Origin of the sequence: Sphingobium sp. BS19 (assembly GCF_027925545.1) — a bacterium.
GTDB lineage: Bacteria > Pseudomonadota > Alphaproteobacteria > Sphingomonadales > Sphingomonadaceae > Sphingobium.
The window spans coordinates 1-19,216 of sequence record NZ_BSEF01000022.1; the positions used below are offsets into that span (position 1 = coordinate 1).

A 19,216-nucleotide genomic window follows, 5' to 3' on the forward strand; every position below is an offset into this window, starting at 1 on the left:
ACCTCAAAAAGCCCCTTGCTCCCGTCGTGGTGAAAATCACCAGCGGAGGCGCTCGTCCAGACTACGCCGTCAACAACGAACCCAGCCCACAAAACCTCGGAGCGGCGGTCTCATGAATAAGACGGGTTAGGCAGATCGCTTGAGGGCTACAAGACTTTAACCCGCACAAGTGCTTTGAACCAGTGCGCTTTTCGATGGCCACGACGTCTTGGACGTGATGGCGCTATGTAAGGGGTTGTCTCTCGCCTGATGCGCAACAGCGTCCCTAGACTTTGAATGACTGCCGCCATGCCGAGCAGAAACGATCCATCGATAATTACCATTGTCGACTCCTTCTCTATCCTTCATGTTCTACATTTGTTCTCATGTAGGAAAGGTGATTCTGCTATGGGCGTTTTAATCGAGGCGATCGCGGATAGCGTAAGGCTTCGCGTAACGGGTGACGTGGAAACCGTGTTGACCGTGCCCTATGACGACGATGATCGGTTCCTTGTGGGGTTTAGTGACGGCACACTGCTGCTCGGCACGTACAGCGACAAACTGGAATGCGAATGGGAAGTCGCTCGCGATGGTGCGGGCATGGTGCGGTTTAACAATGGTTCAGCGATAATCGAGTGGCATATCGAATGGGTCACGGTTTCGGTATTCGATGCAAATGTGGTCGAGCCTGCGCAGCCGGACGTGTTGCCGTTGTTTCCTGAGCTTGATCGTTGGGCGGCGTAGATGATGCTGGGCTGTCAGACGTGAAACTCTTGATAGACAACACAAAAAATGAACTGAGCTGCGAATCGGACTGTTCGTCATCAGTTGTATGAACTAGTCCCTTACCATGAATCGCAATAGCGAGCTTGGGGTCGCTCCAATCGCAAGGAGCATGCAATGGCTGTATCGGTTACCAGTATCTGGACGACATTAAACAGTGCCGTCACATGGGATGGCGCGCGCGCGCTTGCGAAGAAGTGGGGCGGTGATCTCACCAGCAATTTGAACTTCGATCATACTGGTGGCCGGACACATCATTTCCACGGTGTTGCGTGGGTAGGCGTCACGAAGGTTGGGCAGGACTTCTTCTTTCTGGACGGCTCGAAGGTCCGCGACAAGTATCCAGAGGATAGTAGAGCGGATGGTTTCTACCTAAACATTGGTGACGTAATCAAAGATTGGCTCGGCGTTCATCCGCTCCTTGTAGAGAACTATTTCGAAGAGGATGAAACAGGCTTTGCAAACCAATTGGTTTGGGATGTTGCGGGCACGTCCATCAAAGGCACTAGCTACTACGATGCAATAGTTCCGGCAGATATCTCCGGAAAAACGATCGATCTTGGTGCCGGAAACGATGAGATTTTCATCCAGTCTTCTGTAAGCGCCCCGGCATTCGTGAACATGGGAACAGGCAACGACATCTTTACGGCCTTCCAGGGCGGATACTACGAGGTTCGTGATGGAGATGGTGCAGACACCATCGATGCCTACAGTGCTAAAATCATTGCTGCACTCGATGGCGACAACGACACATATTATGCGGACAAGTTGGTCTACGAAGGCGCTAAAGCAGGCATCACCGTAAATGGCGGTTCAATAAGCAGTAGCGAGATCGGGAATGACCAAGCTGAAGTCTATAGCGAACTGACGCTTGGCAGTGGCAACGATGTGGTCAATTTCAGTTTAGTCAGCAAAGTATACTCGAAGGCGGGCAACGACGTCGTCAACATCGCTGGCGCAGAGGACCAGACACGCTTGGCAGACGGTGGAGACGGCAACGACATGCTGCTGGCGCGTTACGGCAACGTCAAACTCATCGGTGGCAACGGGGATGACAAGCTTTCGCTATACGATTGGGATGGCGTCAGCAAAGTTGAGATGACCGGCGGATCGGGTTCGGATCGTTTTGAGCTTGGTACTGTTGAGACAGCAGGCAGCTTGCGACCGATCATCAATGACTTTTCCGCAAAGGGCACCGTCCAAGACACATTAGACCTGACGGCCTTCAACTTGGCGGCCACGAGCGTTGCGGATGCTTTCAGCAAAGGCTTGCTGTCGACGACGACCTCGAAGGGTTACACTTACCTGACCGTCGAAGGGGGAGACGCCTCTGCCGATTTGGCGCTAATGCTGAAGGGTACATTTGGCTCAGAAATCCATGACAACATTTGGATTTAGGTTCTGACCGTTCCATTTTTTGGGAGGACGTTGGTGTTTGAACCAATTGATGAGTGCGAGATACGCGACGGAGACGGTTGGTCTGTAATCGGCATTGAGGAAGCGTTGCAACGGCGTGGCGAAGATATGCGCTGCGCCGAATGCCATGGAAGGGTTCAGCCCCATCGTGAATACAGCGATGGGGCTCGCGCGCACTTTGAACACCGCATCGCTCACCCAGGATGCTCCACCAAACCTAAAACGTACTCGGGACGCCGAACTTCGCATCCCAATGCCATTCTGTAGGTGCTGACTTGTCGGATGTTGTCCCCGGGTGTCGTGATTCCGCGCAGTGTTTCGGTGGACAAATGCTTCAGCCCGGAGCAGAAAACTTCCAGCCGAGGAAGCTTCGGCTATTGGGGGAATGCATGAATATCAAACATTTGTTCGTAGCGTCGTTTGTGGCGCTATCAGTTGTTGGCACAGCCAATGCGGAGACCTTACCTGCCAACACAATGATCGTCGTGACGCCAGTTTCTGAAATCACATCTATCAAGATGAAAGAGGGTGATGCAGCAGCGTTTCAAGTCGTGAATGACGTGGTTGAAAAGGGCACCGTCATCATTCCGCGTGGAACGCCAGTTAAAGGCACAATTACATGGCGTACCGGCAAAGGTATTGGCGGAAAGTCGGCGAAGTTCGAAGTGACGTTTAACTCAGTCAACGTCGCTGGCCGTGACTGGGCACTGCGCGGCTCGCACCGTCAGGAAGGCAGGGGCAACACCATGGCAGCATTGCTTGGTTCAATGATCATCTCTGGGAAATCAGCGGTGATGACCTCTGGGCAGTTGGTCAATTGCTTCACCGCAGAACCGATAGTTATCAATTGATGATTCGGGGGGAGGGGAGCCTATTTTTTCCCTTCCTCCACACCCCTAAAATCGAACCTCAGGGCAAACTGCCGAGCAATAAAACGCGATAATTGCCATTATGTTCAACACTTTATTTCAGGCGACGTTAAGCGCCGGAATTTGGTCAGGCATAACTATTTCACCGCTGACACAATAATCTCAAAATTGGATTTTTTGGTTCAGGCCGTTATGCGGCATCACGCATTTGGACGATCCGCTGGAACTCAGACAGTAGCTCAGGGTGGTGGCGAGCGAGATGATGCACGACGCGAATATTGTCGACAAGGCGGCAGACATAACCGGTCGCCAGAACAAGGTCGAGGTGATCGCTGCCATAGCTCTGTTCGACCAACCGGAATTCCCGGTCGATGTTCGTCGCCTCGCGTTCCATATGGTCTAGCTGCTCATCGCTCAGGCCACGTACGGATTTTCGCTTCTCGCTAACAAGCTGGTTCTGTGGCGTCGCAGCTACAAGAGATTTGGCGTAAGGCCATGAAAAGCGGTTCATTGCGATCATGGTCTCTGCGGCTTCGATCTGACGCATGGGACGAAGCTTTTTGAGTTCATTGAACGTGTTGATAGGCACCAGACGGTCTTGAAGTAGTTTTTTCACCTCCTCGCAAATGCCGTCAAGAAGTCGGCGCTTGTTGCGTATGCTGGCTATGTTGACGTTGAGGGCACGCGCTAACCGCTCCTCTGAGACCCCTTGTTCAAGCACCTTCAGGATCATTTTGTGCTCTTGAACGGTCGCCGTCCGGCTAATACGCTTGTTGTAAGTGATCGCTTCGTCATCAGTCGCGACAAGGCAAACAACATCCTTCTCGCCACGTTCTAAGAGGATATCGATCCGTATATGCCCATCTAACAACCTATAACGATCGGTTTTGCCAGGAATCCGGACCACGACGGGTGGCTCTATTATCCCAACTTCGGTCATAGACGCTGCGATCTGTCCGTATTTCAAGGTTCGCTTGATGGCCGGTGTAACTGCCCGCAATAATTCGATCTCCGCGAGTGGGATACGCAGGCTGGTTTGCTCAAAAGCCAGCTTGATTTTACTGTTGCGGTTTCGCGCAGTCATAGTGACGCGATCCTGACATTCTGAATTCGTTCGACAACACGACTTGGCATGGAAGCGAGGCCTACATCCTCTAGTAGTGCGATGAACGTTTCATCACTAGAAAGTTGGCCAAGCGCTTCGATGATAAACACTAGCCGATTGCGCGTCGCCTCAGTTTTACGGATCATCACCCGCTTGCGCTCGGTGTCCTCTTGAAAAGCTTTTACTAAGCCTTCGGGGGTTGCCGTACTATCCTTATCGACGAGACGCCTCAGCTTACTAGCTTTACCCGATCGCTTACGAACTTCTACCAAGCGGCGGGCTGCGATCAACGCGCGCCCACGCAAAAGCTTGTCCTCATAGGCTTTATGTAAGGCGGCCTGAACGCCTTCATCATCAGATTCACATATTTCTAGGGCAACGGATATAGGAAGATAGCCGGCCTCAACTGCAGCAACAAGACGTCGCTCACCGCGTTCTAGTAGACGGCCGACGCTTGAGACATAGCTGGCTGACAGGCCCGTACGCTCGGCGATTTCGGAGTCACTGTACCCCCGCTCGCGCATGCCCACAATATCCTGCAGAAGGTCCACGGCCTGATGTTGGCGACGGGCACAGTTTTCCACAAGGCTCGCGATAAGACAATCTTCGGTATCAGCACTAACAATCAGTGCGGGCACTTCGGTCTGACCGAGTTCAAGGAACGCCTCGAGCCGCCCCTGTCCACAGACAAGATCATAAGAGGGTCCGTCCCCGCCCTGCCGCGACGTGACAGTAAGCGGTCGCTTCAGGCCGACCTCGGCAATGTTCTCGACAATGCCGCTGAAAACCTTTTTGTTGCGCAGACGCGGGTTGACTATTGTGATCCGGTCAATCGGAATCATTTCAACCCGCTGGGAAGGGAGCGCCATGATTAAGCAGCCCGCCGAAGCGGTGTGCGTCTTGTCAAATCGAAGAAGCCATCGAGATGTTGAAATCTGAAAGCATCGAGCGATAGGCCATTGTGATCGGCTAGCCGCAGCACACCTTCGGCCAGAGTCATTCGCGGCAGGACATAATAATCATTGGCGTGAATGTTGTCGTTGTCCATTCTAATGCAGATGGTGAGGTCGGGTCGAAGCGTCTCATCCAGGCGAATTTTCCAGCGGCGATTGCCACAAGGGGTGGATTTGCAGCGCGCAATGACCACGGAAACAATGATCTCGTCGTTGATCATTAGAGTGTCGTTTTCGAGATTTTGGACTGCATTTCCGCCTGCGGCAATTACACCATCAATGACGGATTTGACGATTGAGGGATGCATCCGGCGTAGAGCGCGGTTTATGTCGATATAGCGATAGTCGTGCTTAGGCACATAGCCGATTAGGGCGTAAGCACGGAGCAGGCTGCCAAACCGCGACTGATAAGCGCTCGTCGAGGGGCCATTATCGAACTCATCAATGATGAGGCCCGACAGACGGCCGTTTTGCTTTAGCAAGTCTGCAAGCAGAGTGAGCATTTCTTGGTCGTTGAGACGTTCAGCGCGCTTATCGATAATAAGCTGTGCCCGATCGAAAAGTGATTGTGACACGAGCGCTGGAAACGCCCCGTTAAACCTGATCCAATCCGAAGGGTCATTGCGGACGTGTCTGGTTTTGAGCTTGTAGGATGTGCGCCCCCAAACGTTATGACCTACATATTTATCGTTTATAAGGAGCTGGTGAACCGCCCCGCGCGTCCACGGGCGTTCCAGGTCCGACATAATACCTTGAGCATTCAACCAGTCAGCAATTTGTCGCTCGGTTTGTCCTTCTTCGACAAATTTTCGGTAGATTTCGTGGACGGTGTCGACCTCGTTATCAGGTCCTGGCACTAGCACGACCCTATCGGTGGCGATGCTTTTATGCTCTCCGCGATCTAATAGGCCTTTTTCGTTGCCGTGCTCATCGACAAGCATCCGGCGCAGACCGAACCCCGGCGCTCCCCCCTGTCGATAGCCAAGGCCGATCAGACGGCACTGGCCTCTAAAAACTTTAACCGACAGTTCACGGCTATATTCGCCTGCCATCACCTGCTTAACAGTCGTTACGATAGATGATCCCATGGAACCATCATTCTCGATCTGCTCGGCACAGAAATGGACTTTGATGCCTGCACTTTTGCACAGCCACACATAGTGTGAGGCTTCATTGGGATCTTGAAAGCGCCCCCAGCGGCTGACGTCGTAGACCAAGATTGCTTCGAAATCGGCACTGCCGCTCTGGATGTCAGTTAAGAGCTGCTGAAACGATCCACGTCCGTCTACGCTTAGGCCGCTTTTGCCTTCGTCAGCATAGGAGCGTACAATTTCGTAGCCGCGACGTTTTGCATAAGCCCGGATTTCCGCAGACTGGTTGTCGGTCGAGTATTTCTGATGCTCTGTAGACATACGAACATATTCCGCAGCCCGCTTAGGGAGGTGATCTCCGGAATGGTCATCCTTTCCTGTCCGCCACTCGATGACCATTTGTCACGCCTCAATATTGATTGCTCGCCCTTTAGTTGCGTTGCTGTGCTTCCCTAACAGCAAAGGAGGGGCAACATGTTTTCAAAGAAGGGCAGTTCGTTTCCTATTTCGCGCGACATGTTTACTGACGCCGAGTTTGCGCAAGTGATTGCCTCGGCTCTCAAAGTGGAGTTCGGGTCGACCCGCAACGGGGCAAAGATGATTATGCAATGGACCGGTGTCAGCCAGCGTACGGCGAAGAACTGGTTGAGCGGGACAAACTCCCCCAGCGGGGCACACCTTATTTTGCTTGCACGGGAGTCGAACGCAGTGCTCAAAGCGATGATGCTAATGGCAGAGCGGCCGGAAATGTCGCTTGGAGCCAGCCTGCTTTCACTGCGTCGACAGTTGGCTGAGACGATTGTGGCGCTCGACCACATGATTTGAGATGCCAGCTTGTCCTAGTTCGACGGCTTCCGCTCAGTACGGAGGAAGAAAATTGCAATGTTAGGTACTGGCGCCGGTACCTAGCCCGACGATGCAGGTATAGCGCAGGCGAACATACCGAACTGCTTCCTGCGAAAGACTTTTCGCTAGGAAACGGTTCAACTCAGCCTTTTCCTGCGTTTGGGTCTGTCGTGGGTGCCTGTCGCAAGGATCGTGATATTGGTGCAAAAACTCTAGTAGTCCTTGGCCCTTGCCCATTCACTTCCGAGGCCTTCGTAATGATGGGGTCACAGGTTCGAGTCTGTAAGCGGCACCAGTACATAACGAGAACGCTCTAGAAAACCGCGGAAATCTGCGGTATATTGTCTTCCGTTGGTCCCACATATTCCCACTTTGTTCCGCCCAGTGCCGCCCAAAGTGGACCACGAATCGGTGGACCACGAGATATTCTAGAGGCGTGGTCCACCCTATGCTTACGACTGTCGAGATTAGAGCACTCAAACCCGCTGCGCGACCTTTCAAGGTGACTGACGCAGACGGCCTCTTTCTTCTGGTGCAACCTTCGGGCGCATTGCTGTGGCGCTTCCGATACAAGGTGATGGGTGTCGAGCGAAAGCTATCCCTTGGCAGCTTTCCGGAGGTTTCCTTGAAGCATGCGCGTCTCAAGCGCGACGAAGCACGGGCCAGTCTTATCGACGGTGTCGACCCTGTTGAGGAGAAGCGCCAGCGGCGGTTCGAGGCAGAGCTTGCGGCCAAGACTACCTTCAAGCTGGTGGCGGAGGAATATATCCAGAAGATGGAGCTGGAGGGAAAATCACCCGCGACCGCCAAGAAGGCACGGTGGTTCCTCGAACTTCTGGATGATATTGCCAAACGCCCAATCGCGTCGATTACACCTCACGAACTGCTGGACACACTTAAGCGTATCGAACGGCGAGGCCATCATGAAACCGCGCTGCGCTTGCGGTCGTTTGCTGGGCGGGTCTTCCGATATGGGTTCGCGACGCTACGTACGGATCGCAATCCGGCAGACATCCTTCGCGGTGCTTTGATAGTACCCAAGGTCAAGCATCATGCTGCCATCGTAGATCCAGCCAAGGTCGGCGAATTGCTTAGAGCGATTGAGGACTATAACGGTCGACCCGAAACGCTGTTCGCGTTGAGGCTGGCGCCGCATGTCTTCCTCAGGCCCGGCGAACTGCGCCAGGGCAAATGGAGCGAGATCGATTTTGCCGAAAAGGTGTGGCGGATTCCTGCCGAACGAATGAAAATGAAGCAGGCCCATGCCGTGCCTTTATCCCGTCAGGCCCTGTACCTTTTGTATGAATTGCGGTCGCTTGGGCGGGCTAGCGAATTCCTGTTCCCGGCATTGCACACGACGAAACGGTCGATCTGCGAGAACACGTTGAACATTGCGCTAAGACGGATGGGCTATGGCCATGACGATATGACCAGCCACGGATTTCGGGCGATGGCCAGCACCTTGCTGAACGAATCAGGCCTTTGGCATCCCGATGCAATTGAGCGCGCCCTCGCACATGGAGAAAAGGACAAGGTTAGAGCTGCCTATCACCGCGGCGCTCATTGGGCCGAGCGCGTTCGAATGGCTCAGTGGTGGTCGGATTATCTCGACCAGTTACGCGCAGGCGGCAAGGTACTCAAAGGTAAGTTTCGAAAACGCGCTTGAGGATAGGTATTTTCTGATCAGTGCTCAGAAATCCGTATGGGATTTTAAAGCGTGTCCGCTTTGCGCTATTTCTCGCCATCTGCGCCACAATTGTAATTGCTCAGCTATGATCAACCGACGCTGGCTTCAAGTCGGGTCGCTTTCTTGTGTTCCACAAAAACTGGCCCAAGCCTTCATAATTTCTCTTCTCTTTTCAAGTGCGGTACCCCGGCGATACGCCCGCTCGGTCTTCGACGTGACGGTATGAGCAAGTGCCGTCTCAACGTCCTCCCGTGAAAAGGCAGTCGTTTCGCCGGCCCAGTCCCGGAATGTGGACCGAAACCCGTGGACGGTGATGCCATCATACCCCATTCGGCGCAGCAACATGCTCATCGCCATGTTGGAGAGAGGCTTGCCGTGATTTCCAACAAAGACCTTCGCATTCGCGTCAGGGTGGCTCGGCCGAAGATTCTTAAGTATTTGAAGAGAAGCTAAGCTGAGCGGCACTTGATGTATTCTGCCAGCCTTCATGCGTTCTGCCGGCAACGTCCAGATCGCCGTTTCAAAGTCAATTTCTCCCCACGTCATGCCAAGCGTCTCACCGGATCGAGCCGCTGTAAGGATCGTCAATTCCAAGGCGCGTGCGGCCGATGCCGGACGCTCGGCTAGCTCTTTCATGAACTCACTGATCTTAGCAAATGGCAACGCTGCATGGTGCGCTGGGCCAATTTGCGGCTTCCTGGGTAATAACAGCTCAAGATGCCCCTTCCAACGTGCAGGATTTTCCCCCGTTCGAAGTCCCTTGGCTTTTGCTGCGTCCAGGACACGTTCGATCCGGCCGCGCACGCGCGAAGCTGTTTCTGGCAATGCCAGCCAAATCGGTTGCAAGACTTTCAATACAGCCGCTGCGTCGATCTGATCTATTGGCTGGCCCCTCAACTCGGCTGCGTGGGTCTGCAATGTAGAGCGCCATTGCTTACGATGCTTTTCGTTTCGGAAACCATCTTCAATGGTATCGAGCAGCGTATCCGCGAACTCCCCGAACGTCTGCGTCGGGCGCTCCGCCGCTTTTGCGCGCTCTCTTTCGACCACAGGATCAATTCCAGCCCGAAAAGAGTGACGTAACTCGCGTGCCTTTTCGCGCGCTTGCGCCAGCGACACATCCCGCACGGAACCCAGCCCGATTTCCCGTCGACGCCTATTCAGCATCCCGATGTAGAGCCAGGATTTGGTCCCTGTGTCCCTCACGCGCATGTAAAGTCCATCGCCATCGGAATGCACACCGGGCCGCGATTCTGCCTGAACCGATTTTACCGAAAGCCGCCTGTAGAGCCTCACGTCAATCTCCTGCTGCGCTGGCTTCCCCAAGTTTAGTCATAAAACCGGTCATAAATCAAGACGCGGTTTGGCGCGAATAATGGCGAACAGGCGCAACCTGAAGAACCTTGAAAACCCAGCAAATGCCTGGTTTTCAGCGTCCGTAGACGTTCGCGGTGATCCATGAAAAAGGCAAAATGGCGGAGCGGCAGGGATTCGAACCCTGGATACGCTTTTGACGTATACTCACTTTCCAGGCGAGCGCCTTCGACCACTCGGCCACCGCTCCGCATTGCACTGGAAGGACGGCTCCCTATCGTGGGTAGGCGGCATAGGCAAGAGGCGTGGTGTTGCGCTCCCGCTTTACTTTGCTGGCGCTTTGCCGTTGATTGGCGCGATGCGCTTCTCCCCCGCCTCTTTCGCTGCAGTGATTGCGATGGTCATGGCCCTGTCCGCCAAGGCCCAAACTCCTGCCTCGCCGGTCATCACGCCCAATTCGGTGGTCACGGATTCGCCAGCCAGTGCCTGGAAGGCCATCCCGGCGGACGACATTCTGGTCATGACGCTTGCGGGCAACAAGCGCGTGGTCATTCAACTGGCACCGTGGTTTTCCCAAGGGCATGTCGGCAATATGCGGGCGCTGGCCAAAGCGCATTGGTGGGACGCGACGAGCATCTATCGCGTGCAGGACAATTACGTCGTCCAATGGGGCGACCGTTCTGAGAAAAAACCTCTGCCAGCCGGTTTGAAAACGCCTCTGCCAGAAGATTACAGCATTCCCTATCGTCAAACGCTGGGCATGGTGAAGCTGCCTTTTCGAGATAGCTACGCGCAAGTGGCAGGGTTCATCGATGGCTGGCCCGTGGCGACGGATGGCAAAGCCGCATGGATGACGCATTGCTATGGCTCTGTTGGTGCCGGCCGTAACGGTCCGCCGGATGCCGGAACTGGGGCAGAGCTGTATGCCGTGATCGGCCATGCGCCGCGCCAGCTCGATCGCAACATCGCTGTCGTGGGCCGTGTGATCGACGGTATGGCCAATATGGCCAGTCTGCCACGGGGCACGGCTGAGATCGGCATGTACGGGGCGGAACAAGTGCCTACTGCGATACTATCGGTGCGGTTGGCGAGCGATATGCCGGATGCAGAGCGGCCGCAATTTGAAATGATGGACACCGCGTCGAAGAGCTTTGCGGATTACATGCATGTTCGTGCAAACCGGAAAGATGATTTCTATATCGCGCCGGCTGGCGGTGTAGATGTGTGTAATGTGCCGGTTCCGATCCGTACAAAGCCGCTGAAGTAGAGCCTTGCTGCTGCCCAGATGCCATAGACCAGCCCGGTCAATGCGCTATGGCAATGTCGCGCTGCTCCGCAGTAATATCGCATCGGAGCGCGCCAGCACAACGAGCGGCATCCCCGCCTCCGCCGCGCGCTCCGTGGCTAGCGCAGTCGGCGCCGAAATAGTGACGAGCAGGGGACACTGACTCAACACCGCCTTTTCCACTATCTCGTACGAACAGCGTGACGAGAGCAACGCAAAGCCTCCCTCCCAGTCGGCCCCCAAAAGCGCCATCGCTCCGATCAGTTTGTCGAATGCGTTGTGCCGACCTACATCCTCGCGCACCAGCCGGATTGCGCCGTCCGGACTGACCCATGCGGCAGCATGAGCGGCCCCCGTTGCGGCATTGAGCGGCTGATGATCGGCCAGCGCATCCAGCGCGCGGAAAATGGCAGCGCGGTCAGCCCGGACCTGCGTCGTTACGCGAGGCAATGGCCGGATCGCCTGCTCCAGATTTTCGATACCACATATGCCGCAAGAGGACTCCGACGCGCGATGCCGCACCCGCTCGATCAGGGCGGGCATGCTGGCCTGCGGCAAGGTAGCGCGCGCGACAACGCCCTGTGCGGTGCGATGGGTGTCGACATCGAACGTCCCATCCGTTGGCCCTATGAGCCGCTCAGCCAATGCGAAGCCCAACACCAGATCGCCGATGTCGCTCGGCGTCGCCATCAACACGGCGTAGCCGATGCCGTTGAACTCGATTGCCACCGGAACCTCTTCTGCGAGCATGCGGTCGATCGCCTCCACCCCGCCATCAGGTGTCAGCCGCTCGAACGTCAGCTCGGTAAGCGCCGCGCCGCTTTCGTCATGAACTATCATCACCTGGCGCTCATCCGGCATCGCGTTGACCGACCTCGCTTATCGTTTCCGGGTTTCGAAACATCGTAGAAGTCCACCATATGGATTAACCAGCGAATACGACAGTGCGGTGCCCATTGATGATTGCCCGGTCCTCCAGAAACAGAAGCACTGCACGCGACAGAACCCGACGTTCGATGTCCCGCCCCTTGCGAACGAGATCGTCGGCGGTGTCGTCATGGCTGACCCGTTCGACATCCTGTTCGATGATCGGACCTTCATCCAGATCCGCCGTCACGAAATGCGCGGTGGCCCCGATAAGCTTTACACCACGCTCATGTGCCTGATGATAAGGTTTGGCGCCCTTGAATCCGGGCAGAAAGCTGTGATGGATATTGATGCAGCGTCCCGACAGGAAACCCGCCAGATCGTCGGACAGTATCTGCATGTACCGCGCAAGAACGATAAGGTCGGCGCCAGTCTCATCGACAATAGACTTGATCTGCGCCTCCTGCTGCGCCTTGGTGTCCCTCGTCACAGGCAAGTGATGGTAGGGGATGTCGCCGACATTACTGACCGACAGCACCGCTTGCGGATGGTTGGAAACGATGCCGACGATATCCATCGGCAATTCCCCGAGGCGGTGGCGGTAGAGAAGATCGCCAAGGCAGTGATCGAATTTCGAGACCAGAAGCAGCACCCGCTTTTTGCGCGAAAGGTCACGCAAAGACCACGCCATATCGAAGTGCTCAGCAACCGGGGCGAAGTGATCGGAGAGACGCGTGTCAGCGTCCGCTTCCGCAGTAAATTCCACGCGCATGAAGAAGCGCCCGCTCTCCAGATCGTCGAACTGACGAGCCTCCAGGATGTTGGCACCTGCCTCAAACAAATTGGTAGCGACGCTGGCGACGATGCCAGGCACATCGCGACAGACCAGGGTCAAAACATAACGAGGTACGTGGCCAGTCTCTGCACGATGCATCGACGGAAGCCCGGAATCCGAAATCACACTCACTCTTTTACCACCCTCCTCGAACGCTCCGACCCACTCTTACCGTATCTCCAACCTTCTCTAAGGTCGCCCAGCCGAAACTTCATTCGACCCGCAATCCCTAGCCGTTCGGCAATGCCGGAGGAACCGATTTTGCGAAAATGCGCGCTGGACGGGATCCAACGGGCAATGCGCGACCGGGCATCCCCTTGCGCTGGCCCGATGATAGATGGAGGAGAACTCGGCAAAGCGGTCATGAAGTGGTTGTCATCTTTCTGTGCCTGGCTCATTGAAGGCTTCGTCGGAGCGGCTGGGCGGGCGTAGACCACCCATTTGCCACCCTTCCTATTTTATGGACCCATCAGGAGTTGATGATGAAGACCCGTGCTGCCGTAGCCTTCGAAGCAAAGAAACCTCTTGAGATTGTCGAACTCGATCTTGAAGGCCCCAAAGCGGGCGAAGTTCTGGTCGAGATCATGGCGACAGGCATCTGCCACACCGATGCCTATACGCTGGACGGTCTTGACAGCGAAGGCATCTTCCCTTCGATCCTGGGCCACGAAGGCGCAGGCATCGTTCGCGAAGTCGGTACTGGTGTCACATCGGTCAAGCCCGGCGATCATGTCATCCCTCTTTACACGCCCGAATGCCGTCAGTGTAAAAGCTGCCTTTCGGGCAAGACCAACCTGTGCACCGCGATCCGCGCGACGCAGGGCAAGGGGCTGATGCCCGATGGCACCACGCGCTTCAGCTACAAGGGCCAGCCTATTTATCATTACATGGGCTGCTCCACCTTCTCCAACTTCACCGTCCTGCCGGAAATCGCGGTAGCCAAGATCCGCGAAGACGCGCCGTTCAAGACAAGCTGCTACATCGGCTGCGGCGTGACGACGGGCGTCGGCGCGGTGGTGAACACGGCGAAAGTCGCGCCCGGCGACAATGTCATCATCTTCGGTCTGGGTGGCATCGGCCTTAACGTGCTCCAGGGTGCGAAGATGGCGGGCGCGAACATGATCATCGGCGTCGACATCAACCCCGACCGCGAGGAATGGGGCCGCAAGTTCGGCATGACGCATTTTGTGAACCCGAAGGACATCGATGGCGACATCGTCGCGCATCTGGTCGCGCTGACCGATGGCGGTGCGGACTATACCTTCGACTGCACCGGTAACACGACAGTCATGCGTCAGGCATTGGAAGCCTGCCACCGCGGCTGGGGCACCAGCATCATCATTGGCGTGGCTGAAGCGGGCAAGGAAATCAGCACCCGTCCGTTCCAGCTCGTCACCGGCCGCAACTGGCGCGGCACCGCCTTTGGCGGAGCCAAAGGACGTACCGACGTACCCAAGATCGTCGATTGGTACATGAACGGCAAGATTCAGATCGATCCGATGATCACCCATGTCCTGACGTTGGATGAGATCAACAAGGGCTTCGACCTGATGCACGCAGGCGAGAGCATTCGCAGCGTCGTGGTCTTTTAATGGAAACAGTATCAGAAAATCGCACCTTCGGCGGCGTGCAGGGCGTGTATAAGCATGTCTCTGCCGCCACCGGCACGGACATGACATTTTCCGTATATGTGCCCGAGCATGCAGCCGATACGAAACTGCCGGTGGTCTGGTATTTGTCCGGCCTCACCTGCACCCATGCCAACGTCACGGACAAAGGGGAGTTTCGTCGCCTCTGTGCCGAGCTTGGCCTGATTTTCATCGCACCGGACACCTCGCCGCGCGGCGAGGGCGTGGCGGACGATCCCGACGGTGCCTATGATTTCGGTCTGGGTGCCGGCTTCTATGTCGATGCAGCTCAGGAACCGTTCGCGGCGCATTACAAGATGTGGAGCTACATCACACAGGAGCTGCCAGACCTTATAGGGGCGCATTTTCCTGCCGACATGGATCGACAGTCGATCATGGGCCACAGCATGGGCGGCCACGGCGCGCTGACCATCGGATTAACATTCCCGGACCGGTTCCGGGCGATATCCGCCTTTGCGCCGATCGTCGCACCGTCGCAGGTTCCATGGGGCCATAAGGCTCTTGGCGGTTATCTGGGCCGCGATCAGGCGGCATGGCGTCGACATGATGCCGTCGCCCTGATCGAGGACGGCGCCCGTGTCGCCGATCTGCTGGTCGATCAGGGCGAGGCCGACAACTTTCTGACGGAACAGCTTAAACCTCATCTGCTCAAAGAGGCTTGCGAGAAAGCTGGCATCCCACTGACGCTGCGGCTTCAGCCGGGCTATGACCACAGCTATTACTTCATTTCCACATTCATGGGCGATCATCTGCGCTGGCATGCCGATCGGCTGGCATAGCGGACGAATTGACGTTGAGATCGTTCTCACCGACGGCAATGAGGTCTCGGGTCAATAAGACCTGCTCGGTCCCATGAGCATATCATTTTGCGATGCCGCGAAATGGCCGATGACGGTGCGGGCATGCGAATCAGCGCAGCCATGCAGAGGGGGAGTGCGGATGGGACCATCGATTTCGTGGAGGCTATCGCAATCGTGCTGCCTCTCGGCGTCATCCTGAAACTGCTGGGTGCGCCCGAAGATGATGGGACCGGATGTACGGGTGGACAAACGCCGTCATCGGCAGCCGCGACCCCGAATATGGCAAAGTAGAAGCGCCACGGGATGCAATACTGGCGGCCTAGCAGGCCATGTTCGTATTGTGCGCAATTCACAGCACGCCGTCGCAACGCGCCCGGCAGCGATCAGATCAGCCTGTCCGTCGAAGCCCGAATAAACCGTATCCCGCTTTCGGATCGCGAAATATCAGGCTTCTGCTTCCTGGTGCGCTTACAGGACTCACATTGCGAGACTAAGCAAATGTAATACCTAGCTATTACAACCTCTACAAAGTTTGTGGTCCACCCGTGGTCCGCCCTAAAAATCGGTCCCGTACGAGGACCCGAACCAGCGCCCAAATGGATCCGAATGAGGTGATTTGGGACCGGGTCCAAGCGAAGTTCACGTTGTGAATATGGTTCTATTCGGAGGGAAGGCCCATACGCCAACTGGCAACGCAGTAGGCAAATCGTCAAATATACGCTGTCCCGATGAGGCGCTCGGAATGCTGGCTAACGCCGGAACCATGCGTAGCTTTGGTAGATGGGCATCCGATCCGGCCTTCGCAAACCGGAATAGAGTGCGGCCCGAAGGGGACGCAAGATCTTCTCGACGAGGCTAGGTCTTGGTCGTCGAACGGTCTTCCAGCATCAGTCGCTCGCCCTGCTGCCGGACCACCGCTGCTATTGGTCCAGCCATCAGACTGAGCATGCCGGAGAGATGAAGCGTGATGCGAAGTCGGGTATCCTCCGCATCGATGGTGCATGGCACCTCAACGCCCATAGTCGACACGGTCAAGACCATGCGGTCGACGCTGGGCCAGGACGACGTGACGGTCGCCGCGCCACCTGGAATATGTGATGCCAGCTTGCCAACGCGGTTTTCCATGCGGCGCTTTGCTTCTTCACGCCCTAGACTGTGCGATATGTCGATGATCGTTGGTTCTACCATGGTGAACGGACGCGCAGGCCGACTATATTGTTCCTCACTGCATAACGCTAGGGAACGGACGCTTCGTCCCAGGTGCCTCCTACCGGTGTCGACCAAACCAAGACATTTAATCGGCAGGCTCGGTTCCCTGATTGCGGACATCTGCCGCCGATGACACTATCGCATGATGAAAACGGAGAAATGGGAACAACGGGATTTCGCAGAGCGACGCTGGCCGCTGTTTTCTAACCTTATCGGTTGTTATTTTAATGAGGATTTCGACCTACTCTACGGCTCCCTTGATGGCGCCGTTGCCGCTGCGGCTCGGGATGGGTCACTGGATCACCGGCGGTCGATCCTAAAGGAATGGCGAGACTGGAACTTATCCGTAGGCCTGGCCAGCGACCTCCGTCCCATATTGAAAAAATGCTTTTCGATTGCTGTGCGGTTCAGAAAGCCCGAACAAGCACGGCATCTCATGGACAACATCTATGATAGCTCGATGGAAGGGATACGGGGGCATGGGATCGCTGCGGAAATCATCGCACAAGAGGCCTCTGGCGGATGACAGCTAACCGCAGCGTGGCCGGCATTCTGAACGAATTTCTGCGCCGGGCCAAATTCTGGCTGGCCGCCGATGGGTATGAAAAGGGCGATGACGACGATCTGCTCGCCATTTCCCGTGAAGGTCGCCGAGACGCCCTGCAGCGCGTTGTACAAAGGGCCTGTCTTTCGGGACAAGGCGCTTCATGAATTGGTGAGCGGTAGCTGTCGCGTCGGTTAGCGCCGCCCGATGGGGCGCCTGCATCGCACCATCATGCGCAGCTGGCCCTGTATCTCAAGCGCCGTGCTATAACCGGTCCGATCGACAAAGGCATCCGCGCTCCGACGCGCCTCAGCCGTTGATCTGGTCTTTGAGCGCCTTTGCGGGCTTGAACGCGGTCCGCATGGCGGCTTTGATCGTCATCGGTTCGCCGGTGCGCGGATGACGGCCGCCGCGTGCCGGGGTCTTGTGCGTGGTGAATTTCCCGAAGCCCGTGATCGCGATCTCATCACCCTTTGCGGCAGCATTGCCAATTGTGGCGAACAAGGCGTCGACGATGGCCTTCACCTCCGCGCGGCTTTTGTCTTGTGCGGCAGCGATCGTGTCGATCAGGTCGTTTCCAGTCATCCGAGGCTCTGATTCTCCAAAGGGTTGAACATGGCGGTGGCGCGCGGCGGCATGCCGCCCGCGATCCGCACCGATTAGACGCTATTTGGTCCCGGATCGGCGACGGGAGCCGCGGCGGGCAGCGTATCGAGCTGAACCGCGATCCGCAGCGGCAGCAGCATCCCTTTGGGCAGCATGCCGGGTAGACGCTGGCCGACGAGCAGCGCGCGCAGATCGGCATTGGGCGCGGGGTGCGAGAACGGCGTGAAATCGATCTTCGACACCTTCCTGTCCTTCGCCACCCAGAGCTTGACGATGAGCGGCGCGGTCGGCTGGTCGGGGGCAGGGCGGGTCTGGTCTAGATAGGCGCGCAGCTGCACTGCCGCCTCATTGTCGGCCTGCAGCAGCGCGGTCACCGCGGCGGCGGCGCCCTGCGCATAGCGGACCCACTCGACGGGCGCGACAGAAGGCGCGACCATCTGCGCTGCCAGCGCGGATGTGCGTGGCGCCGCGCTCGCAGGCATTGCCGCCGAGGGACTGGAGAATGGCTCGGGCATTGCGTCTCGCACCATCGCCGCCCATGAACATGGCTGGGCGCAGGGTCGCGATCTTCTGACCTCGCGCGATGTGTTGGTGATCGACGAGGCGGGTATGGCAAGCGATTACCGGAAGTCCGATCCCGCCAAAGACTATGCGGAGCGGCGCGGCATTACATTTGACGAGCGTGTCGCCGAGATCGTGAACAAACTTCCCGAGAAGGCGCGCGGGATGTTCGACGGCCTGCGGTTCCCGACTGTCATGCGCGTCCAGGCAAAAGACGCACAGCCTGATCTGCGTCGCCTTGACGTGCGTAGCGATGAGCGGCGCGCCGTGGAGCGATACGCCCGGGCCTGGATCGCCATCGAACGGATACAGGGACAAGGGTTCGCAGCGCTGCCCCATCAGCACGAAGCGCTTGAGCGCAGTGGCAAGGCGCTCGACGCCATCCGTCCTAAGGGCGTGTCCGATCTCACTGCCGCTTTCCAGCGGGATCCGGACCTTGCCCGCAAGACCGCCGACAGCGGAGGCAATGACGCCCTACGGGCAATCGAACGTGAAGCGCAGGTTCGCGTCGATCCCTTCCTGCGATCGGACCGCTTCGTCGAGGGCTGGCATCAATTACAGCGCGACCGTGCCGAGCTGGTCCGCGACGGCGATCTGCGCGCTGCGCGCAAAGCTGAGGCGAAGATGGTCCAGATGGCGCGGGGCCTCGAGCGCGACCGTACAGTCGCCGCCATCCTATTGAGCGGTGGGCAGGTCAACATGGACGAGGTGCGGACCATGGCGCGTGGGGACTGGCAGACGCGCGAACAGGGCGCGGAGCGCCAGGCGCGCGCACAAGAACGGGGACGGGGCCTTGAGCGATGACAGGAAGGAGACA

At 56.8% G+C, this 19,216-nt stretch carries 21 protein-coding genes and 1 tRNA gene; 11 read left to right on the forward strand and 11 right to left on the reverse strand.

Features of this window, described 5'->3' with window-relative positions; all coding sequences use genetic code 11:
• Positions 1 to 387: 387 nt before the first annotated feature.
• Entirely contained in the window at positions 388 to 723 is a 336-nt protein-coding gene (locus QMG56_RS19375; RefSeq protein WP_281824227.1) for a hypothetical protein, read from the forward strand.
• 156 nt (positions 724 to 879) lie between these two features.
• A complete protein-coding gene (locus tag QMG56_RS19380; protein WP_281824229.1) occupies positions 880 to 2,160 on the forward strand; it encodes a hypothetical protein in 1,281 nt (426 codons plus the stop codon).
• Here the strand turns inward: QMG56_RS19380 and QMG56_RS19385 are convergent.
• Positions 2,131 to 2,376 carry a hypothetical protein gene (locus QMG56_RS19385; RefSeq protein ID WP_281824231.1) on the reverse strand — a complete coding sequence of 82 codons (246 nt, stop codon included), beginning with the start codon at positions 2,374 to 2,376 and terminating at the stop codon, positions 2,131 to 2,133. The two genes, QMG56_RS19380 and QMG56_RS19385, sit on opposite strands and share 30 nt — an antisense overlap.
• A gap of 191 nt (positions 2,377 to 2,567) precedes the next feature.
• On the opposite strand from QMG56_RS19385, the gene QMG56_RS19390 reads away from it, so the two are divergent.
• Entirely contained in the window at positions 2,568 to 3,029 is a 462-nt protein-coding gene (locus tag QMG56_RS19390) for a hypothetical protein (RefSeq protein WP_281824232.1), read from the forward strand.
• 208 nt (positions 3,030 to 3,237) lie between these two features.
• Here the strand turns inward: QMG56_RS19390 and QMG56_RS19395 are convergent, their stop codons facing one another.
• Genes QMG56_RS19395 through QMG56_RS19405 form a run of 3 tightly spaced genes read right to left on the reverse strand, consistent with a single transcriptional unit; the run spans position 3,238 to position 6,595 of the window.
• The gene (locus tag QMG56_RS19395; RefSeq protein ID WP_281824234.1) at positions 3,238 to 4,131 is read right to left on the reverse strand and encodes a plasmid partitioning protein RepB C-terminal domain-containing protein; all 894 of its coding nucleotides are present in this window, start codon (positions 4,129 to 4,131) and stop codon (positions 3,238 to 3,240) included.
• A complete protein-coding gene (locus QMG56_RS19400) occupies positions 4,128 to 4,994 on the reverse strand; it encodes a plasmid partitioning protein RepB C-terminal domain-containing protein (protein WP_281824236.1) in 867 nt (288 codons plus the stop codon). The genes QMG56_RS19395 and QMG56_RS19400 overlap by 4 nt, the downstream gene beginning before the upstream one ends.
• A gap of 29 nt (positions 4,995 to 5,023) precedes the next feature.
• Positions 5,024 to 6,595, reverse strand: a complete 1,572-nt coding sequence (locus QMG56_RS19405; protein WP_281824238.1) for a recombinase family protein — start codon at positions 6,593 to 6,595, stop codon at positions 5,024 to 5,026.
• 75 nt (positions 6,596 to 6,670) lie between these two features.
• Here QMG56_RS19405 and QMG56_RS19410 point away from each other — a divergent pair, with 75 nt between their 5' ends.
• A complete protein-coding gene (locus QMG56_RS19410) occupies positions 6,671 to 7,021 on the forward strand; it encodes a hypothetical protein (RefSeq protein WP_281824240.1) in 351 nt (116 codons plus the stop codon).
• 469 nt (positions 7,022 to 7,490) lie between these two features.
• Positions 7,491 to 8,708, forward strand: a complete 1,218-nt coding sequence (locus QMG56_RS19415) for an integrase arm-type DNA-binding domain-containing protein (protein ID WP_281824241.1) — start codon at positions 7,491 to 7,493, stop codon at positions 8,706 to 8,708.
• A 126-nt stretch (positions 8,709 to 8,834) separates the two neighbouring features.
• Here the strand turns inward: QMG56_RS19415 and QMG56_RS19420 are convergent, their stop codons facing one another.
• Together QMG56_RS19420 and QMG56_RS19425 are read right to left on the reverse strand one after the other, a co-directional pair.
• The gene (locus QMG56_RS19420; protein WP_281824242.1) at positions 8,835 to 10,025 is read right to left on the reverse strand and encodes a site-specific integrase; all 1,191 of its coding nucleotides are present in this window, start codon (positions 10,023 to 10,025) and stop codon (positions 8,835 to 8,837) included.
• Between the two features lie 177 nt (positions 10,026 to 10,202).
• Positions 10,203 to 10,293: transfer RNA gene (locus tag QMG56_RS19425), tRNA-Ser, on the reverse strand.
• 108 nt (positions 10,294 to 10,401) lie between these two features.
• Between QMG56_RS19425 and QMG56_RS19430 the strand changes: the two genes are divergently transcribed.
• Entirely contained in the window at positions 10,402 to 11,310 is a 909-nt protein-coding gene (locus QMG56_RS19430) for a peptidylprolyl isomerase (protein ID WP_375713731.1), read from the forward strand.
• 45 nt (positions 11,311 to 11,355) lie between these two features.
• Here QMG56_RS19430 and fdhD read toward each other — a convergent pair whose 3' ends face one another.
• A complete protein-coding gene (fdhD, locus tag QMG56_RS19435; protein ID WP_281824353.1) occupies positions 11,356 to 12,168 on the reverse strand; it encodes a formate dehydrogenase accessory sulfurtransferase FdhD in 813 nt (270 codons plus the stop codon).
• A gap of 85 nt (positions 12,169 to 12,253) precedes the next feature.
• Positions 12,254 to 13,129 carry a formyltetrahydrofolate deformylase gene (gene purU / locus QMG56_RS19440; RefSeq protein WP_281824354.1) on the reverse strand — a complete coding sequence of 292 codons (876 nt, stop codon included), beginning with the start codon at positions 13,127 to 13,129 and terminating at the stop codon, positions 12,254 to 12,256.
• Between the two features lie 383 nt (positions 13,130 to 13,512).
• On the opposite strand from purU, the gene QMG56_RS19445 reads away from it, so the two are divergent.
• From QMG56_RS19445 to QMG56_RS19455, 3 genes are all read left to right on the forward strand, one after another.
• A complete protein-coding gene (locus tag QMG56_RS19445; protein ID WP_281824355.1) occupies positions 13,513 to 14,622 on the forward strand; it encodes an S-(hydroxymethyl)glutathione dehydrogenase/class III alcohol dehydrogenase in 1,110 nt (369 codons plus the stop codon).
• Positions 14,622 to 15,458, forward strand: a complete 837-nt coding sequence (gene fghA / locus QMG56_RS19450) for an S-formylglutathione hydrolase (RefSeq protein ID WP_281824244.1) — start codon at positions 14,622 to 14,624, stop codon at positions 15,456 to 15,458. The genes QMG56_RS19445 and fghA overlap by 1 nt, the downstream gene beginning before the upstream one ends.
• Before the next feature lie 123 nt (positions 15,459 to 15,581).
• Positions 15,582 to 15,770, forward strand: a complete 189-nt coding sequence (locus QMG56_RS19455; protein ID WP_281824263.1) for a hypothetical protein — start codon at positions 15,582 to 15,584, stop codon at positions 15,768 to 15,770.
• A gap of 564 nt (positions 15,771 to 16,334) precedes the next feature.
• On the opposite strand, the gene QMG56_RS19460 is transcribed toward QMG56_RS19455, so the two are convergent.
• Entirely contained in the window at positions 16,335 to 16,667 is a 333-nt protein-coding gene (locus QMG56_RS19460) for a polyhydroxyalkanoic acid system family protein (protein WP_281824265.1), read from the reverse strand.
• Positions 16,668 to 17,210: 543 nt separating this feature from the next.
• On the opposite strand from QMG56_RS19460, the gene QMG56_RS19465 reads away from it, so the two are divergent.
• Positions 17,211 to 17,399 carry a hypothetical protein gene (locus QMG56_RS19465; RefSeq protein WP_281824267.1) on the forward strand — a complete coding sequence of 63 codons (189 nt, stop codon included), beginning with the start codon at positions 17,211 to 17,213 and terminating at the stop codon, positions 17,397 to 17,399.
• A gap of 142 nt (positions 17,400 to 17,541) precedes the next feature.
• Here the strand turns inward: QMG56_RS19465 and QMG56_RS19470 are convergent, their stop codons facing one another.
• Both QMG56_RS19470 and QMG56_RS19475 read right to left on the reverse strand, forming a co-directional pair.
• Complete coding sequence (locus tag QMG56_RS19470) at positions 17,542 to 17,817, reverse strand: HU family DNA-binding protein (RefSeq protein WP_230186257.1); 276 nt, start codon at positions 17,815 to 17,817, stop codon at positions 17,542 to 17,544.
• A 74-nt stretch (positions 17,818 to 17,891) separates the two neighbouring features.
• The gene (locus tag QMG56_RS19475) at positions 17,892 to 18,275 is read right to left on the reverse strand and encodes a hypothetical protein (RefSeq protein ID WP_281824270.1); all 384 of its coding nucleotides are present in this window, start codon (positions 18,273 to 18,275) and stop codon (positions 17,892 to 17,894) included.
• A gap of 19 nt (positions 18,276 to 18,294) precedes the next feature.
• Between QMG56_RS19475 and QMG56_RS19480 the strand changes: the two genes are divergently transcribed.
• Positions 18,295 to 19,203: an AAA family ATPase gene (locus tag QMG56_RS19480; protein ID WP_281824272.1), complete on the forward strand. Its 909-nt coding sequence runs from the start codon at positions 18,295 to 18,297 to the stop codon at positions 19,201 to 19,203.
• Positions 19,204 to 19,216 lie beyond the last annotated feature (13 nt).

Excerpts from the sequence above, each read along its gene's own strand:
- QMG56_RS19375 (WP_281824227.1), top strand. The coding sequence starts at position 388 with ATGGGCGTTTTAATCGAGGCGATCGCGGATAGCGTAAGGCTTCGCGTA.
- QMG56_RS19380 (WP_281824229.1), top strand. The coding sequence starts at position 880 with ATGGCTGTATCGGTTACCAGTATCTGGACGACATTAAACAGTGCCGTC.
- QMG56_RS19390 (WP_281824232.1), top strand. The coding sequence starts at position 2,568 with ATGAATATCAAACATTTGTTCGTAGCGTCGTTTGTGGCGCTATCAGTT.
- QMG56_RS19395 (WP_281824234.1), bottom strand. The coding sequence starts at position 4,131 with ATGACTGCGCGAAACCGCAACAGTAAAATCAAGCTGGCTTTTGAGCAA.
- QMG56_RS19400 (WP_281824236.1), bottom strand. The coding sequence starts at position 4,994 with ATGATTCCGATTGACCGGATCACAATAGTCAACCCGCGTCTGCGCAAC.
- QMG56_RS19405 (WP_281824238.1), bottom strand. The coding sequence starts at position 6,595 with ATGGTCATCGAGTGGCGGACAGGAAAGGATGACCATTCCGGAGATCAC.
- QMG56_RS19410 (WP_281824240.1), top strand. The coding sequence starts at position 6,671 with ATGTTTTCAAAGAAGGGCAGTTCGTTTCCTATTTCGCGCGACATGTTT.
- QMG56_RS19415 (WP_281824241.1), top strand. The coding sequence starts at position 7,491 with ATGCTTACGACTGTCGAGATTAGAGCACTCAAACCCGCTGCGCGACCT.
- QMG56_RS19430 (WP_375713731.1), top strand. The coding sequence starts at position 10,402 with ATGCGCTTCTCCCCCGCCTCTTTCGCTGCAGTGATTGCGATGGTCATG.
- fdhD (WP_281824353.1), bottom strand. The coding sequence starts at position 12,168 with ATGATAGTTCATGACGAAAGCGGCGCGGCGCTTACCGAGCTGACGTTC.
- purU (WP_281824354.1), bottom strand. The coding sequence starts at position 13,129 with ATGCATCGTGCAGAGACTGGCCACGTACCTCGTTATGTTTTGACCCTG.
- QMG56_RS19445 (WP_281824355.1), top strand. The coding sequence starts at position 13,513 with ATGAAGACCCGTGCTGCCGTAGCCTTCGAAGCAAAGAAACCTCTTGAG.
- fghA (WP_281824244.1), top strand. The coding sequence starts at position 14,622 with ATGGAAACAGTATCAGAAAATCGCACCTTCGGCGGCGTGCAGGGCGTG.
- QMG56_RS19455 (WP_281824263.1), top strand. The coding sequence starts at position 15,582 with ATGCGAATCAGCGCAGCCATGCAGAGGGGGAGTGCGGATGGGACCATC.
- QMG56_RS19460 (WP_281824265.1), bottom strand. The coding sequence starts at position 16,667 with ATGGTAGAACCAACGATCATCGACATATCGCACAGTCTAGGGCGTGAA.
- QMG56_RS19465 (WP_281824267.1), top strand. The coding sequence starts at position 17,211 with ATGACAGCTAACCGCAGCGTGGCCGGCATTCTGAACGAATTTCTGCGC.
- QMG56_RS19470 (WP_230186257.1), bottom strand. The coding sequence starts at position 17,817 with ATGACTGGAAACGACCTGATCGACACGATCGCTGCCGCACAAGACAAA.
- QMG56_RS19475 (WP_281824270.1), bottom strand. The coding sequence starts at position 18,275 with ATGGTCGCGCCTTCTGTCGCGCCCGTCGAGTGGGTCCGCTATGCGCAG.